The sequence below is a fragment of the Pseudomonas sp. TE3911 genome, assembly GCF_054062775.1.
In genome coordinates this window covers 5,246,306-5,264,316 of record NZ_JBSSFP010000001.1, presented here as the reverse complement: position 1 = coordinate 5,264,316, position 18,011 = coordinate 5,246,306, and the positions used below count along the sequence as shown (strand labels likewise).

The window sequence follows — 18,011 nt, the reverse complement described above, 5'->3', positions numbered from 1 at the left end:
TATGCAAACCATCGTTGATCATTCAATACTTGCTAAGACTCGTGCAGAAGAGCACCCGGCTGATGTTTGGGGTAAGTTTTTCGTTCCTCCTTACTTTGATTCGCTGGGACTAAAAGCAGCTACAAAATCTACCTATCTCGTTGGGAAAAGAGGTTGTGGTAAGACAATGCTGCTTAAGTACTTAGATTACCACTCGCTATTTTCACGCAATCGAACTTCCATCCCTAAAGAAGAAATTGAACACATAGGGATATACTGGCGGGTGGATACGCAATTTTGTAACTCGATGAAACTTCGAGGAGTAGAGGAGGCAGAGTGGAGTAATACATTTAACTGCTATTTCTCCTTGGCAATTGCAGGCGAAATAATTAGATCTTTGAAGTATATTGCATCAAGCTCTTACTCCGACTTTACCACTTTAGATTTTGAAAGAATGGCTCTTCCATCTGCAGAGGATTATTCATTTCCTGCAGATCCTGTCGAGCTAGAGTCACATTTAGAAAAAACCCGCAAAGCATTCAGTCTTTGGATTTCCAATATATCAACTGCTACTCGCCCATTGCTGCCTCCAGGAAAAGATTTTCTTGACTCCCTTATTTGTGATATTAGAAAGGTTCCTGGGCTGGACAAAATATGTTTCTATATTTACGTTGACGAAGTTGAGAACTTGATCTCATATCAGCGTCGTGTATTGAATACCTATTTGCGACACAGCCAACAGCCTCTAATTGTTAGCTTTACTTCAAAGGAGCTCTCTGACGAAAACGGGACGACGGGCAAAGAGTCTATAAGCGCAACTAATGACTACAATCTGTGCTATATCGACAATTTGATGAATGAGACTGAGCGCTCTTGTTTTTTTGCTGAGGTCTTTCTAGGCAATTTAGATATTGCGGGTGGAAACTCTAACTCTAAACTTTTAAGGTTGGTGAGAGATCCAAGTTCACTTGAAGCTCGTCGTGAAAAAAGCCACAGAGAAGAAATTTTAAATAGGGTTAAAATAAAATTCCCCACTAAAGAGCATAAGCAGTTCTCAGTAGAAGCTTTGGAAACTCCCAGGATACGAAATATTCTGAGAGATCGTATAACTAAGGCGATCTCTAAGAAAACTACTAAGCTGACTGCGGAACAGTTTCTGGACGCTGGATTTCCCGCTGAGGCTCAAGCTGTGCTTCCCGCGTTATTAAATCGCGCAAATAACTATCCTGAATTTGTTTATGCTGAATTAGAAAAATATGGAAAAGGAGAGTCCGGCAGGTTCGATAATTGGATACATAACAATCTTTTTGGTTCTTTACTCGAATTGTATAGACCGTATAGGACTTATTGCCCACTTTATAGTGGCTTCGATACTTTCTTTTCCATGTCCAATAGAAATTTACGACATTTCTTGATTCTCAGCTATAAAGTTCTTGAAATGTCTGAGCTAGAGGATGAAACCGAAGATTGCTTTTCCATCGAGATCCAAGCACGTGCGGCATATGAGGCAGCAGATCAGCTAATTCGCGAAATTAAAACTTTCGGCGAGTTTGGTGAGCAGCTCAGGAGCTTTGTACTCAGGCTAGGCAACGTCTTCAAGACACTTCAAACTGCACCCAGTATGAGCGAACCGGAGCAGAATCAGTTCACCATAAATTCAGGGACAAGATCATTATCTCCTGAAGAGAGCCTATTTCTTTCGGAAGCCCAGAAATATGCGATTCTCATTGAAAAGCTTGAGACAAAGGCAAAAAGCACTGCAAGCACTGATATTACTGACTTCCAGCTGAACCCAATCTACTCTCCGTACTTCATGATCAGCTATCGAAGAAAGCGGAAGATTGAACTATCAGTCGAGGATTTTCACACCTTAGCAATGGGCACAGAAGATCAATACAGCGACCTTGCATTGTCTGTGTATAAAAAGTCTGAACTGCAAGCAGGTTCCCAGCTCGGTCTTGAGCTATGATGGACATAAAAATAATAACCAGTAAGTTTTCGAGTGTGCAGGAAGTATCACTCCCTGATAACTGCGTACTGTTTCACGGCGTTTCCTTGGATGATAGGGGTGAAAACGCACTATCCCTCGATGATACAAAGGCCTCTGCGCGGCTCAAAATTACCTATTACCATGAAACGATGCGTCTAAGCGTTGGTGACGATGAGATAGATGCGGATAATTGCGATTCTCTTTTAAGCCAATATATAAACTCACCAATAGTTTTTGAAGCTACTACGCTAGGGTTGGCAGAGCTCTATTGTGCAATGCGTTCGGTTATTAACTTGGGAATAAAAAGATTTGACGTTCTATATGGTGAGCCGGCCGGGTACACCCAAGAACGTAAGGGAGGTGACTCGTTTGCGCTCTCCAATAAAATTGTAGGGTATAGACCTATCCCCAATGCAGTAGTTGATCTATCAAGTGATAACGTTGAGGCAGGTGTGTTTTTCTTGGGATACGAGCCGGAACGTTTGGAACGTGCGCTCGAAGAATATCAAATGATCTCATCGAAAGAGGTGAAGGTTGTTTTTGGAGTGCCGGCGTTTAAACCTGGATGGGAGTTGAACTCTATTGTTCCTCATCTGTCTAGCCTCAATGACAAGTCTTTTGAAATTGCGTACTGCGCTGCAAACGACCCTAGCGCAGCCTACGAACTCTTGGAAAAAACAAAGCACTCTCTTGGTGCCGAATCACAAATGTTTGTGGCCCCGATTGGAACAAAACCATGCGGGGTTGCTACTGCTCTTTTCGCAAGCATGAACCAAAATCAGGTCGGTATCCTATACGATCACCCAGACAAAAAGCTCAAGCGGTCAAGTGGGCTTGGTGCCTGGCATAAATTCACTATAGTGATTTCATAGAGGTTTTTTATGAACTTTGAAATTCCCAATTCGGCTCAGGTTAAAACAATGCTGGATTTACAGCATAAGTTGAACACGATCGTGGATGCTGAATGGATCGAAAAAAAATTCCCGTATCTTAGGGCCGCTTTTGTTGAGTCAGCTGAAGCACTAGATCATTACGGTTGGAAATGGTGGAAGCAACAGACGCCTAATATTCCTCAAGTTCAAATTGAAATTTCTGACATTCTTCATTTTTACCTGTCAGATATTTTGTTATCTGCTGATGGTGATATCCCAGTTGCGCAGGCTCTTTTGCTTAGAGAGTGCCAAGAAGCTCCGGAGGATGTAGTTATTGGCACGAGCTCATACAAGCTGGCAACGAGTGATACCCCAACTCTTTTTGAGTTGTTGGCAGCAACATCTATTCTGCGTCAGCGAAGTCTTCCTGTTTTCCAAGAATTGATGCGGCGCAATAAATTAGACTGGAGCTCTCTATATACAGCTTACATCTCCAAGAACATCTTAAATATTTTTCGACAGAATAATGGTTACAAAGAGGGTACTTATGTAAAAATTTGGAACGGTCTTGAGGATAATGAACATCTTCATGACATAATGTCGAAGTTGGATTCTTCTGCTATAGATTTTGCACAGCTTATATTTGCCGCGCTTACTGAGAAATACTCTACACTGAAGTGATTCTTCCGAGTAAAGCCAAGCTACGCTTGGCTAAGCTCGTGAAACTAGTGTGAGTTTTTTTGCATTCTTTAGCTCTGCAACACTGCCAGAATTATTTGTAGTAATTCGTTGTACCGCAGATGCTGTTATCGGCTAACGGGTGTCTGTGATGCTGGCGGAGATCTGCACTCGCTGTATTTATCCGGAAGCGACGCGCAGCCAACAGCCGATGTATACCATCAGCTAAAAGGGCCTAAAATTTTGTAAGTGCAATTTAGCGAGGCGGAAGCTGTTTAGGATTCCGCTTCGTCATCATCCACTTTTTCTTTTGAGCTGAAGGTCAATGAAGTCTAGCTCTGCCTTGATCGCCTCAATCGTGAGCGTCTCGACTTTATTGCCTCTGTTTGCTCGTACGCTGAGCTTTTTCATATCGCCTATGACGGCCATTATCCCGTTCAAATGCAGCTTTCGGGCCTTTAGGTAATCAGGCATCTGAGCATTGTTCTGTGGTGGTTTATTCATGGTTAGACCGATGGTTGGCCCGAAGCAGCCGACCCTCGCCGGTTGCTTCGGGGAGGGTTCAGGTTAGGCCGCCAATAGGTCAAGCAAGCTGTGTTGGCGCGAGCGATCTACGAGCTCTCGCCAAGTCCAACTTCCAAAGTGCTCGCCCTGTTCAGGGATATCCAGCTTCATCAGTGCGACCGGGTCACGGCTAATCAGGTTGCGTGCTGCCCACAGCTTGCCGCCGGTCTCCAGCAATGTTTTCGCTGCCTCATTCCATTGTTCTTCCAGCACAGTGTTCGCCAGGTGAGCAGCTTTATTCTCGATCTCGCCGCGTTCCTTCTGTGCCTCTGTGATGTGCAGATCAATCGTCACCAGCTCTTGTTCCAGGGCGGTGATAAGCAGTTGTTGACGTCGGTGATGCTCAACCGCAGCTGTGAGGTTTTTTGCTGCCTTTTGAGCTTCTGTGTTAGCGGCTTTCTCGCCCTCCACGTCGCCCCAGGCGACAGCCTGCGCATAGGCGGTGGCTGCATCCGTTTCAGCTTGTCGGGCTTTTGCCATGTCTTCCTGATCGCTCTGGCGGACCTGCTGCAACCGGGTCTCGATGCTGCTGCGCTTTTCGTTGAGTTCCATCTCGTCGGCCTTCCAGTTCGCCATATCGCTGAGATAGCCCGCAGCCAAGCTTTCACGGTTTGCCAATGTCTCAAGGCGATCAATCTTCTGGTTCAGTGCACTGATCTCGAGATTTCGCGAGTCGATGCGCCTTTTGTGATCGTTGATCTCATCTTGCACGGCCCGTTGACAGCCCTGTTGGATAACCTCTGGACTTTCCAGTGCCGCTTCAAAGGGCGCCAGGTCGAGCCGAATGCTCTCAACTTCGAGGGTCAGTTGGTCGCGGCGGTCTTTCAATTCTTGAATAGTGTTCATCTGTATTGTCTCTGGGTACTGCGGTTGATCGGGATGGTTGTCGAACGGCTGGCGAGGCCGAGAATGAGCCGGCGCTACCTTTATCAGCAGGCATGCCGTCAGGCAGCCCGGACCTCGCTCTCATCCGTGCCCGGAATAGTCTTCACGATGTAGCAGCGTTGCTGACCCAGACCGGGTAACCGAACCAGACTCGACGCCTTGCCGTCGCTGGACGGTTCCAGCACACCTCGTTGCAGCAGCTCCTTGTTCACCGCACTGATGTTCATGCCCTTGAAGATCTCGGCCCTCCAGGCTTCAGGCAGCACGTAGTAGGTGTTGGTGGTGTGCAGGGCATCCCCCATGCCGTGTTCCAGGGTCTTGCGAAAGCCCAACCGATCAATCGTGCGTGGGCCGTGTTCATCGATCTTGGCGGCGGCAGATTCCCAGCGGGTAAAGCGGCTTTCTCCAAAGCGCTCGATGACCTGTCTCAGTCGCGCCAAAATCGCATCTCCCTCAAAATTTCCGGCGCCGCCACGCTCGGCTAGCCACGCATGCAGACATACACGTGCGGCGGTCGTGGCTGTGCCGTCCGGCCAGCCGGTGACGCCCAAGGCGGTGGCCAACTCACCGGCCGCTGCTGCGAGTCCGAAGCGAAGGGCGGCACGTTGGGCCTGCCCGCTGGCCGAGGCGGGAAGGTTTAGGGTGATGAACTGCTCCACCGTGCGGCGAACGATCACCGACCACCTGAGCATTTCTCCAGGCGCGCACAATGCTTGCAGGAAGGCGGTGAGGGGTGTGCCGTAGTATTTGGCTACTCGGGCCTTGAGCGCATCGGAGAGGGCAGCAGCATCCTCAAAACCATTCAGCACATCGAACATGCCGAGGCCTTTGCTCGCATCGGCTGGGACGGCGAGCATGCGCACCTCCATACCGGCTTTCAGCTCCTTGTTGGCATCCGCCATGTGCTGCGCCAACGTCTTCTCGCCGGTCGAGAGAAACAGCAAGCGCCACTCCTGCACCTGTCGGCCCGCTTGTCCTCGATCATTCGCCCGAGCCTTACCGGTGCCATTGCCGAGCATGTACACCGTCTCGCCAATAATGCGCGGGTCGCACATGCCGATTTCATCCAGCACCAGGAGCCCGTCTGAATGGGCGGCGGCGATGGATTCCAGGGCGTTATCTGTCGAGCGCCACGAACGCACCAGACGCGGTCCGCCATAAACCGATGCAGCAACTTGCAGGTGGGTAGTCTTGCCGCCGGAGCTGTCGCCGTAGAGGTGGAAACCGCCCGACTCATGTCCCAGCAGGTTCAGCAAAGGCCCCGCAAAGGCCACAGAGACGACAAACGCCAAGCGGTGGTTGCCAACGCACAGCGAGCCGATTTGTTGCTGCCATTGCTCCAGAGAGCCGGCCTCGCTGATCGGTGGAAGTTGCGCACCGGCTTCATAAAAATGCAGGTGCTCGGCGTGCGAGCCGATTTGCTGTTCTGGCAAAAGGAAAGCGTTATCGTGCCAGCCCAGGCGCGTTACCAAACGTGCGCGCTGGGCGCTGTCGAAGCCGCCGAGATAACTCTGCAGGTCGTTGCGGGCATTGCGCCCCGACCGACTTCCGGCAAGACGTAGGCCCATGTCTACCAGTGGACCGAGTACATCTTTGCCGAAGTCACCGGTCATAGTCCTGGCGGGAATATTCCAGCGTTTTTTGGTGCCGTCCGGGTCATCGAACTCGACCAATAAACCCCAGTTGTGGCCCTTGTCGTCGCGAGTACGGGCGATGATTTCCAAAGGCGAACACACGGGGCGCGCCTCGCCATCATCACCTGAATAAAACACCCCTTCAGGCGTCAGGCGAAACCCGCCCGGCAATAGGTCATTTTTCGATTTCGCAGGGCGTTTGGCGGGCGCTTTGGCCTTCTGTTCTTGAGGTTCAGTTGGATCAGCGGCACTGCCGAAAAACTGACCGCTGTGCACCAGCTCGGCGACGTGGGCAGCGGTCCAGCCTTTGGCTAACGCATCCGCTGCATCGTCGCCGTCTGCCCATTTTCCCCCCTTGGTGAGCGTGGGCTTTCCGCCTTTGCTGCTGGGCTTGAGCTTGAACACCTCGAGCGAGACTCGTTGTACCGAAGCGACGCCCAGCTCAATCAACTTGAGCTCAATGGCGTCCATGCAGGTCTTGCCGCTGGCATCGTTATCCGGCCATAGCACCACCGTGCGCCCTTTGAGTGGCGTCAGGTCGGCCTTGTGCCAGGAGTTGGAGCCATTCGGCCAGCACGTGGCTACATGGTCGGGCATCAGTTCAGCGGCGGCATCAGCAGCCTTCTCGCCTTCACATAGCACCACAGACGCATCGGCCCGCTGTGCCAGCTCATCCAGGCGCAGCAGTGGCCGAGGCTCCAGCAATCCTTGCCAGCGCCATTGCGTGGTTTGCCCATCGGAGCGCTTGCACCAGGTCAACGGTGCGAAAACCTTTCGCGGCTTGCCGTCTTCATCGGGACTCAGGTCGAAGCGATACAGCGCCATGACCGGCTGGCCCTGAGCATCGCGATAGATCCACACTTTGGACGGAACACCGTGTTGTCGGTGTTTGGTTGGACACTTGTTCATGGCCTCGGCCGGGATCGGTTGAATCGCGATCCACTCCGGCGTTGCGCTTTTGGCCGATGCGCTTTTGGTGGTCGCGGAACCAGCGGAGACGTTGAGCAGATCCGCCAGCTTTTTGCAGGCATCAACGTCCGTGCCACCGTCGATGTAGCGCACCAAATCGATCAGGTCTCCGCCCTTATCGCCGGTGGCAAAATCCGCCCAGGTGCCTTTGCTCAAATTGACCTTGAGTGATCCTGCACGTTTGTCCGTGCGCGTCGGGTTCGGCGCGGTGTATTCCTTGCCGCCGTCGACGCGCTTGCCGTTTGGCAGCCAGTGAGCAAGCACGCGGTCGATGTTCTTAAGGGCCGCGCTTTTTACGTCCGCAAAGCTGGGACGTTTTGAGGTGTTGCCGGTGCGCTGAGTCATGGCGTTGCCCTCGTTGCATACAGCGCATCGTTGACATCATCAATCAGCGCTTTTGCCATTTCGCCCAGGTAGAGAGCAGGCCAGCTGAACCGCTCGCCCTCGTCACTCATGGCTGCATCGAGGGTCAGTTGATTGGCGTAGTATTGAAACAGCGATATGGCCTCAAGTGCGTCCTCGATCGGCACGCCTGCATTGACCCTAAATAGCTTTTGAGTACCGCTGGCAACACATGAGAATTCGGTACGCCCGAGAGTGTTGGCAGTGTTCACAGGGCACCGCCTTTCTGGCTCACTGGCACAGAGGAGGCATCACCGTAAATGGTGAGTGTTTTGATCAAGCCCAAGGTACCGCGCACGTCCCAAATAACAGACGACAGCACGCGGTTGGAAAGCAGGGGTTTATCGCCGTCTAAGTGATCTTCCAGCAGCATGAGAACGGAATCGGCGCGGTCGAGCGCACACGTGATGGCATCGATAGGCAGACCGGCTTCAGCGTCCTGGCTGACACAGAGCAGATCCTCGGGCAGTGCAAAGCCTGGGAGCATGCTCATTGGACACCCCCTGCGGCTTCGAGGGCGCGAGCCTTGGACATATGGGCGTTGTAACGGGAGAGACGTGTAGCGAGGCTGGAGTCGGCGTGTAAAGCGGCGAGAGCCATTGCTCGATGAGCGGCGGCGCGAATTTTGGACGGATTGAGGGCGTGTTTCATTTGTGAAAGCTCCTTTTGCTGAGGAGCTGCCACCGCTTGCGGCCAAGCAAGGAGGGGTGACAGCTGTACGCGGGTTGGCCGACCGGGGCAAAAGGGACCCGGCACACCCGAAGGTGTCCCACGCACAGCCGCCATAACACGATACGGCGGGCACAAAAAAAGCGCCTGCTATCGGATGGAGGGCGCTTGTGCGCCTTTTGCAGTTCGGACGGCCAAGTCCGGTCGCTGAATTTGCAGCGACAGCCAGAGAGTAACGCCCGTTTTTTGAAAGTGCAACCGTGCAGATCACTTGCGGATTTTTTCGATGCGTCATAAATTGATCAGGCATGTAGATTTACCTCAACGCCTCCGGTTGCCGCCGGGGGCGTTTTCGTTTCAGGCATGGATGTCCCAGCGTAGGGAGACAAAGGGCAATAGGTCGCCTTCGAGGCAGGCACGCGCATCCTCGTAGGCGTCGATTTGTTGGCCTTCGTCGACGATGATTGCTTGCGGGGCTTGGCAAGGAACTGACAATGCGCACCAGATACCATCTCTCCATCGCATTACCATGACATCCCGGTTCAGGCGTTTTTGCTCCGTGCGGTAACGTTCAAAACGCTGCATACCGCGTGATGAGAACCCGACTTTTCTGAGTACAGAAAAGGGATGCAAGATGGCCCTGTTGGCGACTCGATTTTTCATGCTGCCACCCGGTCGCGTGCTTCTATACGGCTTTTAACCCAGCTCTGAACTTCGGAAAGGACCCAGGCAACCGGCGCGCCGCGCGCGGTGCTGTTGCTCAATTTGACGGGCTGGGGGAAACCACTATCGGGGCACTGCATAAGCTTGTAGATCGTCGAGCGCTTGAATCCTGTAACGATCTCAAGACGCGGCATTCTGATGAGAGTGGTAGCGGGGTCAAATGGAGCAGCTAAGCCTGGTACGGCGCTGGTGGAGTCGAAGGGGCTGGCAAAATTTGGGAGGATTTGGGCAGGCGGGTGGGCGATGTTCTTTGTCATTGGAATTGCTCTCGATTGGTTTGGACTGACGAGAGCAATGGTCAGGAGATGGGACGTCGGTGAGCAGTTAACTTCCAATTTAAATTCGATTGAAATTTTAGCTACAACACCAAATTGCGTTTGAGGATGGCCTCAACGCTTTTGCGAGATAGGGCTTTTTCGGTCTCAAGCGCAAGCCACTTAGGCCGTTGCTTAGGAGGTTTGGCGACCTCTCGCTGTAGCCAAGCATGCACCTTCGTTGCGACGTTACGTTTGGACATCCCGGCTGTGCGGTAGTGACGACCCTGTTCAACTATCGCGTCGTCTCGCGCGCTCATCTCCTCTTTACGGTCCATCCTGCTGATGATGCCGCCTTTTTTGCGGATGGCATTCTTAATCGCCCGGTCGGCGATGGGTCTTAGTTCATCGTCGGCAAGGCAGGGTAGGGATGTGATCGGTTCCAGATAGAAGGCGTAATCATCAAGTGTCTGAATGCGCTCATCCGGATCCACTTGCATCTCTACGAGCTCGCAGTAGAGGTCCCAAGGCAAGTCCGCAGGAGGTTCTGTGACATGAGGCCAAGCCTCTTGATCGGCTGCCTGCATCCAGTTGACTAACGTTTCCAGCGCTTTTACCGCACAAGCCATGATATAGGCCGAATGAGCGTCGCGCTCTGACGCCGAGTGGCAATTGCTGTACATACGGACCCAATGCGCGAGGCGTACCTTGGTATCGGTGGAGGCATATTGAAAAATCGTCTCCTCATGGATCGTCGTCTGAATGCACATGCTGGCGAGATCTTTGTTGATATCGTCACTATGAATGCGCAGACAGCATTGGTCTATCAAGCGGCAGGCGTCAGCGACCTGCTCACGGCAGAGGTCATAGAGCGGTTGCGCTGAGAGATAACTGAACAGGCCTCTGCTTAACGCCAAATGCAAAATGGGGTGGTGATCAGTCATCGCGAAATATCATCGGTACCGTGTAACGGAGAGTCCCACGCCCTGGATTCAAAGCGGGTAACCAGCGAAAGCCGCTTTGTAGGCATCGGTGCAGAACGCTTGCCCTCAGCAGTCGTGCGCTGGCTTTGGCGTTACACACATGGGCAGCGTTACATCGGATGTACGCTAAGCTGCTGAACTGTGTAACGCACCTGAAAGCCAATGAAACTGGGCGTTTGGCGATGGGCGTTACACGAGTAACACCCGTTACACCGGTTTTAGAGGGGGGGTGGGTATGTGCTCTCATACTGCCTTTCCAAATTGCCCCTGCACGACATTTCCACTCACTAGGGCATCAAGGTGATCGGCGTACCACTGCATCATTACTCTGCGCTGAGGCAGGTACACCGCTTTGTTATAGACACCGGCAATCCCCTCCTTTGCATGAGAGAGCTGGGCCTCAATGTGATTCTCATCGAAACCCTGCTCATTGAGTATGGTGCTCGCGATGTGACGAAAGCCGTGGCCTGTTTGCCGACCGGCATATCCCAGTCTGCGGAGCGCCATTAGAAAGACGGTGTTGCTACGGGGGATTGTCCTGTCTTTCCTGCCTGGAAATAGGAGAGGGTACGCACCTGTCAGTGTCCGTAACTCAGTGAGCGCTTCGATTGCCTGTCGAGAGAGAGGCACCACATGTTCGCGACGACGTTTCATTCGCTCGGCTGGGATCGTCCATAGCTTTTTGGATAGGTCGATTTCTGACCAGCGTGCCTCTCGGATCTCGCTTGGGCGCGATGCTAATAATGAAAGCAGGCGAAGCCCAATACGAACGTCCTTTGCGTGAGGGTAGGAGTTGATCGCTCGAAGTAGCGCAGGCAGTTCCTCAATCGAAACGTGTGCATAGTTTTCAGCGCTACGTGATTGCAGGAATTTGCTGAGACCTTCAATAGGGTTGTGGACGGCTCGTCCTGTTACGCGGGCCAGGTCATAGATCTCTTTGCAAAAGGCACGAACTCGGCCCATTTGTTCAATGATCCCCTTCTGCTCCATGCCGCGTAGAAACTCCATCCATTCCAGGGGCAGTATTTCTGTGTACACGCGTTTGCCGAAGACGGGGAACACGTGAAGCTCAAGTGCGCCAAGTACTCGTCGAGACGTACCTGATTCCCAGCTTGTGCGTCTGGCCTCAAACCACTCGCGGCCTAACGCTTCAAAGGTGTTGTTGGCAGCAACCTGGTCTGCAACCTTGCGAGCTTGCTTGCTCACCAATGGGTTTTTGCCGGTCGATGCGTCTTCCCGCAGTTGAGCTGCTTTCTGTCTCGCCAAAGAGCCAGTGATTTCCGGGTAGCCGCCGAGACCCAGCCAAGACCATTTTCCGTCTGGCTTTTTGTAGCGCAGCTCCCATGATTTCTGCCCGTTAGGTTTCACCCGGAAGTACAGGCCATTCCCGTCCTGCTCCCGATACGTTGTGTGCTCAGGCTCCAGGCCTGCAAGCGTGGTATCTGCTAAGGGGCGGCGTTTGATTTCAGTGCGCTTCACTTCCTGTATGCCTCCAGTTATAGGAATCTCAAAGCATACACGTGGGCATACACGGCGGGAAGTTATAGGGGTAGACAGGGACGGATAGCCAGAAACAAGAAAGCCCGCACGGGGCGGGCTTCTTGGAGTGTTTCGTAGACTGTCTGAGACAGCCCGAGACTGCTATATGGTGCACCCGGCGGGATTCGAACCCACGACCCCTGCCTTCGGAGGGCAGTACTCTATCCAGCTGAGCTACGGATGCTTGTGCGGGCGACATCATACCCATGTCGTCCTTGGGCGTCCATGCTGGTGTTTGGCGCTAGACCGGTAGGAAAAGGCCCTAAGTCGGGCGCTGATGGTCAAGGTGTGGGAACGTGGCTGGATCACGCTGATCTGAAAGTTCTGGCTAATGCGCCATTTTCGTTCTTTTTTTCGAACAGACTATTGCCCTGTACCCCCATTGATCCTAGGATTCGTTTGAGATTTCAAACGCTCTGTCTCCCGTGCGCATTCATCTTTCTCGCGTGCTGGGGCTGATTTCCCTGACGGCAGCCCACAAGGCGCCTTTCAACAACTCTAATTCGCTCCGCGTGCGCGCGGTGCTGTTAAGGAAAGCCGACATGCAGCTTAAAGATACCCAGTTGTTCCGCCAGCAAGCCTTTATCGATGGCGCTTGGGTCGATGCGGACAATGGTCAAACCATCAAGGTCAACAACCCTGCCACGGGCGAGATTCTCGGTACCGTGCCAAAGATGGGCGCCGCGGAAACCCGCCGAGCCATCGAAGCCGCCGACAAGGCCCTGCCGGCCTGGCGTGCGCTGACCGCCAAGGAGCGCGCCAACAAGCTGCGCCGTTGGTTCGAACTGCTGATTGAAAACCAGGACGACCTCGGTCGCCTGATGACTCTCGAACAAGGTAAGCCGCTGGCCGAAGCCAAGGGCGAAATCGTCTACGCCGCGTCCTTTATTGAGTGGTTCGCCGAAGAAGCCAAGCGCATCTATGGCGACGTGATCCCCGGCCACCAGCCCGACAAGCGCCTGATCGTGATCAAGCAGCCAATCGGCGTGACCGCAGCTATCACTCCTTGGAACTTCCCTGCCGCGATGATCACCCGTAAAGCCGGCCCGGCCCTGGCCGCCGGTTGCACCATGGTGATCAAGCCTGCGTCGCAAACCCCGTTCTCGGCCCTGGCGCTGGTTGAGCTGGCCCACCGTGCCGGTATCCCGAAAGGTGTGTTGAGCGTGGTCACCGGCAGCGCTGGTGACATCGGCGGCGAGCTGACCAGCAACCCGATCGTGCGTAAATTGTCCTTCACCGGCTCGACTGAAATCGGTCGTCAACTGATGGCTGAATGCGCCAAGGACATCAAGAAAGTCTCCCTGGAACTGGGCGGCAACGCGCCGTTTATCGTGTTCGACGACGCGGACCTGGATAAGGCCGTCGAAGGCGCGATCATCTCCAAGTACCGCAACAACGGTCAGACCTGCGTCTGCGCCAACCGCTTGTACATCCAGGACTCGGTCTACGACGCGTTCGCCGAAAAACTGAAAGTGGCGGTGGCCAAATTGAAGATCGGCAACGGTCTGGAAGACGGCACCACCACCGGCCCGCTGATCGACGAAAAAGCCGTGGCCAAGGTTCAGGAGCACATCGCGGATGCCCTGAGCAAAGGCGCCAAGTTGTTGGCCGGTGGCAAGGTGATGGAAGGCAACTTCTTCGAGCCGACCATCCTGGTCGACGTGCCGAAAAACGCCGCTGTCGCCAAGGAAGAAACCTTCGGCCCGCTGGCGCCGCTGTTCCGTTTCAAGGACGAAGCCGAAGTGATCGCGATGTCCAACGACACCGAGTTCGGCCTGGCTTCCTACTTCTACGCCCGCGACCTGGGCCGTGTGTTCCGCGTGGCTGAAGCCCTGGAATACGGCATGGTCGGCGTCAACACCGGGTTGATCTCCAACGAAGTGGCGCCGTTCGGCGGCATCAAGGCTTCGGGCCTGGGCCGTGAAGGCTCCAAGTACGGGATCGAGGATTACCTGGAAATCAAATACCTCTGCCTGGGCATCTAAGCCCCGGTTTGGCATTGCAGTAAACGCAAATGGCACGAGAGCGCTGACCCTTTGCGTGTTTCACACCGTTATTCGTAGTGGCCGGGAAAGCTGTGGCAGTCGATCATCGCATGCTGCCGTAGTTGCCTCCCCGCCACGTATTCCTTGGACCACGCCACCCGATGAGTGGCGAATGAGGACTTTATGAGCAAGACCAACGCATCCCTGATGAAACGCCGCGAAGCCGCTGTACCACGCGGTGTTGGCCAGATTCACCCGATCTTCGCTGAGTCGGCGAAGAACGCCACCGTGACCGACGTTGAAGGTCGCGAGTTCATCGACTTCGCCGGCGGTATCGCCGTGCTGAACACCGGCCACGTGCACCCGAAAATCATCGCCGCCGTGACCGAGCAACTGAACAAGTTGACCCACACCTGCTTCCAGGTACTGGCTTACGAGCCGTACGTAGAAGTGTGCGAAAAGATCAACGCTAAGGTGCCAGGTGATTTCGTCAAGAAAACCCTACTGGTCACCACCGGTTCCGAGGCCGTTGAAAACGCCGTGAAAATCGCCCGTGCCGCCACGGGCCGTGCTGGCGTGATCGCTTTCACCGGCGCTTACCACGGCCGTACCATGATGACCCTGGGCCTCACCGGCAAAGTCGTGCCTTACTCGGCCGGCATGGGCCTGATGCCAGGCGGCGTGTTCCGCGCGCTGTACCCGAACGAGCTGCACGGTGTGAGCGACGACGATTCCATCGCCAGCATCGAACGCATCTTCAAGAACGATGCCGAGCCGCGTGACATTGCAGCCATCATCATTGAGCCGGTGCAGGGCGAAGGCGGTTTCTACGTCGCGCCTAAATCGTTCATGAAGCGCCTGCGCGAGCTGTGCGACAAGCACGGCATCCTGCTGATCGCTGACGAAGTGCAAACCGGTGCCGGCCGTACCGGTACCTTCTTTGCCATGGAACAGATGGGCGTTGCCGCCGACCTGACCACCTTCGCCAAATCCATCGCTGGCGGCTTCCCGCTGGCCGGTGTGTGCGGCAAGGCTGAATACATGGACGCCATCGCTCCAGGCGGCCTGGGCGGCACCTACGCCGGTAGCCCGATCGCGTGCGCCGCTGCGCTGGCGGTGATGGAAGTGTTCGAAGAAGAGCACCTGCTGGACCGCTGCAAAGCAGTGGGCGAGCGTCTGGTGACCGGTCTGAAAGCTATCCAGGCCAAGTACCCGGTGATCGGTGAAGTGCGTGCCCTGGGCGCAATGATCGCGGTCGAGCTGTTCGAAGACGGCGACAGCCACAAGCCAAACGCAGCGGCCGTTGCCTCTGTAGTAGCCAAGGCGCGCGACAAGGGTCTGATCCTGCTGTCCTGCGGCACTTACGGCAACGTGTTGCGCGTCCTGGTCCCGCTGACCTCGCCGGACGAGCAGTTGGACAAAGGCTTGGCGATCATCGAAGAGTGCTTCTCGGAGCTGTAAGCGCAAGCTGACTTCTGCGACAGAAAAAACCCGCTTCGGCGGGTTTTTTTGTGCCCGTTGCCGCGTATTTCAGGCCTTGTTCATTGTACGTATGGGCTTGCGTTGTCTAAGGTTGCAGCATTGCCGATGGAGCGTGCTGGATGACTGCTGTTGATTTACCGGCTGTACCCCGTGTGTTGATTGCCGAGGCGGATCCCTGGTCGCGGGATCTGCTCAAGCAAGTGCTGTTGAATGTGCGTTGCGACGCGCGGCTGGATGTGTGTGCCGATGGGCAGCACGCGGCTACGTTGCTGCGCGAAAAGGGCTACGACCTGATCCTGGCGGATTGGGAGCTACCGGGCATCGACGGCCTGAGCCTGCTGCGCAATGTCCGCCAGCAACGCCGCTCGCCCGCGTTACCGTTTATTTTGCTGAGCAGTCGCAATGACAGCGCCAGCGTGCGTGAAGCCTTGCCCCTGGCGCCCACGGCGTACCTCACCAAACCCCTGAACATGGAAAGCCTGACCCAGCGCCTGCAGGATCTGCTGCTTAATGAAGGCGAAAACGTGTACTGCGAAATTCCGCCGCTGGCGCCCGGCATGACGTTGCCCGTGTTTCTGGAGCGTCGTCGCGAAGCGTCTGATGGCGCGCCGTTGCGGGTCGATGTGAAAGCTGCCGTACAAGCCAGCCTCGGGCCTGATGGCCTGGACCTCAAACGCCTGGAAGACCTCGTGCGCATGGACCCGCAGATCACCGCCGTGCTGGTCGCTGCCGCCAACAGCGCCGGCCATCACGGCAAGCCGGTGCAGACGCTACCGTCGGCCTTGCACAAGCTTGGCGCTGGGCAAAGCATGAACCTGATCCTCGGCCTGGCTCTCAAGCACAATGTGGTGCTGGGCGACCCGGGCTTGGAGGCCTACGCCGAGCGTCATTGGCAGGTGTCCCAGGACACCGCCGACTTTGCCGGTCGCCTGGCGCGCATGTTGGAGCTGGATCACGAGCGCTGTTACGCCGCCGGCATTCTGCATCGGCTGGGTGATTTGGCATTGCTGCGCTGCCTGGAAGACTGGCGCCAGGGCGGCGGTGCGTTGGATGACGAAGCAATTGGTGAGTCCCTTTACACCTTCGGCGCCGCCTTTGGTTCGGCGTTGCGGGCGCGCTGGCGCTTGCCGCTGGAGTTGCGCCAGCTGATCGCCGCGATTTATTCACTGGAGGGCGGGGTGTATGCCCGGGATGCGCTGGTGGTGAACCTGGCGGCGCAGATGGCACGACTGACCGAACATGAAGGTCTGGAAGCGCTGGCCGTGAGCAAAACCGCGCGCTTGCTCAAGATCGGTTTGTCTGAGCTGACGCGGGTGCGCAAGGCCTAGAGGGTGATGACATTCAAGCCCCTCCCACAGGTCATCTCTGCTGTTGCATAGAGTAGGGGATGAGCCTAACCCGCAATCACGCGGTTCTTGCCCTGGCGCTTCGCCTCATACATGGCGGCATCGGCCCGGGCGAACAGGCTGTCCAGGGTCGAGTCTTCTTCAGTGAGGCTGGCCAGGCCCTGGCTGATGGTCACGCCGAACGCTTGGCCTTCGTAGCTGAAACTCAGCTCTTGGATTTCCTTGCCCAGGCGCTCAGCCACTTGCAAGGCCATCTCCGGCGCGCAACCCGGCAGTACGGCCGCAAATTCTTCGCCGCCAATGCGCCCGAACAGATCACCACGGCGTAATACGCCACGACCACTCTCGGCGATACGCCGCAGCACCTGGTCGCCTTCCAGGTGGCCATAGGTGTCGTTGACGTCCTTGAAATCATCAATGTCCAGCAACAGGAAGGCCAGTTGCGCGCCTTGGGCACAGGCGGTGTCGAAGGCCTGGTTGGCGCATTCGAAGAAGTGCCGGCGGTTGCTGCTCTGAGTCAGAACGTCGGTGGTGGCGAGACGGTGCAGCTCCAGTTCCAGCTGCTTCTTGTCAGTGATGTCTTCGGCCATACCCACGACGATCAGCGGCTCGCCGGGCTCGGCCTGCTGGTTGATGTAGCACTTGTCGCTCAGCCAGCGGATCTGACCGTCGGCGGTGATAATGCGGTATTCGCGATCTTCCACGGCGCCCTGTTCCAGCACGCGGGCCAGGCTGTGTTCGGCGTAGTCGAGGTCTTCGGGGTGAATGCTGTTACGCCATTCCCGATGATCGGCCAATAACAGGCCGGTCGAACGGCCGAATATCCGCTCGTAGGCCGGGCTCACGTAGAGCACGCGGCGGGTCTCCCAATCGATGGCCCAGAGCACGGCATTCACACTGACCAACAGTGAGCTCAGCAATTGCTCGCGCTCGCTCAACCGCTCGACTTCGCCCTGGGCATGCACCAGTGCCAGCAGGGTCGCTGCCGCAGCCGGACGCGGGGGGTCAGCGGTAGCGATGTCGGTAGGAAAGGGCATTTCGTGAACCATCGGCACAA

At 55.3% G+C, this 18,011-nt stretch carries 16 protein-coding genes and 1 tRNA gene; 6 read left to right on the top strand and 11 right to left on the bottom strand.

Annotation, left to right across the window (positions count from 1 at the left end):
• The first annotated feature begins 1 nt into the window (after position 1).
• The 3 genes from ACVWXD_RS23805 to ACVWXD_RS23795 are packed head-to-tail and all read left to right on the top strand — an operon-like array spanning position 2 to position 3,522.
• Complete coding sequence (locus ACVWXD_RS23805) at positions 2-1,948, top strand: ORC-CDC6 family AAA ATPase (RefSeq protein WP_457371394.1); 1,947 nt, start codon at positions 2-4, stop codon at positions 1,946-1,948.
• Complete coding sequence (locus ACVWXD_RS23800; RefSeq protein WP_457371393.1) at positions 1,948-2,841, top strand: hypothetical protein; 894 nt, start codon at positions 1,948-1,950, stop codon at positions 2,839-2,841. Before ACVWXD_RS23805 ends, ACVWXD_RS23800 begins: the two co-directional genes overlap by 1 nt.
• A 9-nt stretch (positions 2,842-2,850) precedes the next feature.
• Positions 2,851-3,522 carry a dUTP diphosphatase gene (locus ACVWXD_RS23795; protein WP_457371392.1) on the top strand — a complete coding sequence of 224 codons (672 nt, stop codon included), beginning with the start codon at positions 2,851-2,853 and terminating at the stop codon, positions 3,520-3,522.
• 291 nt (positions 3,523-3,813) lie between these two features.
• Here ACVWXD_RS23795 and ACVWXD_RS23790 read toward each other — a convergent pair whose 3' ends face one another.
• The 10 genes from ACVWXD_RS23790 to ACVWXD_RS23745 form a co-directional block, all read right to left on the bottom strand.
• A complete protein-coding gene (locus ACVWXD_RS23790) occupies positions 3,814-4,023 on the bottom strand; it encodes a hypothetical protein (RefSeq protein WP_457371391.1) in 210 nt (69 codons plus the stop codon).
• Positions 4,024-4,086: 63 nt separating this feature from the next.
• Positions 4,087-4,929: a chromosome segregation protein SMC gene (locus tag ACVWXD_RS23785; protein ID WP_457371390.1), complete on the bottom strand. Its 843-nt coding sequence runs from the start codon at positions 4,927-4,929 to the stop codon at positions 4,087-4,089.
• A gap of 98 nt (positions 4,930-5,027) precedes the next feature.
• Positions 5,028-7,916, bottom strand: coding sequence for a DUF927 domain-containing protein (locus tag ACVWXD_RS23780; protein ID WP_457371389.1), 2,889 nt, complete (start codon positions 7,914-7,916; stop codon positions 5,028-5,030).
• On the bottom strand, positions 7,913-8,185 hold the full coding sequence (locus ACVWXD_RS23775; RefSeq protein ID WP_457371388.1) for a DUF3077 domain-containing protein: 273 nt from the start codon (positions 8,183-8,185) through the stop codon (positions 7,913-7,915). The genes ACVWXD_RS23780 and ACVWXD_RS23775 overlap by 4 nt, the downstream gene beginning before the upstream one ends.
• On the bottom strand, positions 8,182-8,466 hold the full coding sequence (locus tag ACVWXD_RS23770; protein WP_457371387.1) for a hypothetical protein: 285 nt from the start codon (positions 8,464-8,466) through the stop codon (positions 8,182-8,184). The genes ACVWXD_RS23775 and ACVWXD_RS23770 overlap by 4 nt, the downstream gene beginning before the upstream one ends.
• Positions 8,467-8,999: 533 nt before the next feature.
• The gene (locus ACVWXD_RS23765) at positions 9,000-9,305 is read right to left on the bottom strand and encodes a hypothetical protein (protein ID WP_457371386.1); all 306 of its coding nucleotides are present in this window, start codon (positions 9,303-9,305) and stop codon (positions 9,000-9,002) included.
• Positions 9,302-9,622 carry a helix-turn-helix transcriptional regulator gene (locus tag ACVWXD_RS23760; RefSeq protein ID WP_457371385.1) on the bottom strand — a complete coding sequence of 107 codons (321 nt, stop codon included), beginning with the start codon at positions 9,620-9,622 and terminating at the stop codon, positions 9,302-9,304. The genes ACVWXD_RS23765 and ACVWXD_RS23760 overlap by 4 nt, the downstream gene beginning before the upstream one ends.
• A 101-nt stretch (positions 9,623-9,723) precedes the next feature.
• Positions 9,724-10,563, bottom strand: a complete 840-nt coding sequence (locus ACVWXD_RS23755) for a hypothetical protein (RefSeq protein WP_457371384.1) — start codon at positions 10,561-10,563, stop codon at positions 9,724-9,726.
• A gap of 282 nt (positions 10,564-10,845) precedes the next feature.
• On the bottom strand, positions 10,846-12,081 hold the full coding sequence (locus ACVWXD_RS23750; RefSeq protein WP_457371383.1) for a tyrosine-type recombinase/integrase: 1,236 nt from the start codon (positions 12,079-12,081) through the stop codon (positions 10,846-10,848).
• 167 nt (positions 12,082-12,248) lie between these two features.
• Positions 12,249-12,325 (bottom strand) — tRNA-Arg (locus ACVWXD_RS23745).
• A 358-nt stretch (positions 12,326-12,683) separates the two neighbouring features.
• Here ACVWXD_RS23745 and gabD point away from each other — a divergent pair.
• From gabD to ACVWXD_RS23730, 3 genes are all read left to right on the top strand, one after another.
• Positions 12,684-14,126 (top strand): NADP-dependent succinate-semialdehyde dehydrogenase, encoded by a 1,443-nt coding sequence (gene gabD / locus ACVWXD_RS23740; RefSeq protein WP_095186318.1) that lies wholly within the window; start codon positions 12,684-12,686, stop codon positions 14,124-14,126.
• A gap of 183 nt (positions 14,127-14,309) precedes the next feature.
• The gene (gene gabT / locus ACVWXD_RS23735) at positions 14,310-15,587 is read left to right on the top strand and encodes a 4-aminobutyrate--2-oxoglutarate transaminase (protein ID WP_032884867.1); all 1,278 of its coding nucleotides are present in this window, start codon (positions 14,310-14,312) and stop codon (positions 15,585-15,587) included.
• A gap of 140 nt (positions 15,588-15,727) precedes the next feature.
• Positions 15,728-16,936 (top strand): HDOD domain-containing protein, encoded by a 1,209-nt coding sequence (locus ACVWXD_RS23730; protein WP_032884869.1) that lies wholly within the window; start codon positions 15,728-15,730, stop codon positions 16,934-16,936.
• Positions 16,937-17,001: 65 nt separating this feature from the next.
• On the opposite strand, the gene ACVWXD_RS23725 is transcribed toward ACVWXD_RS23730, so the two are convergent.
• Positions 17,002-18,003, bottom strand: coding sequence for a sensor domain-containing diguanylate cyclase (locus tag ACVWXD_RS23725; protein WP_032884871.1), 1,002 nt, complete (start codon positions 18,001-18,003; stop codon positions 17,002-17,004).
• Positions 18,004-18,011 lie beyond the last annotated feature (8 nt).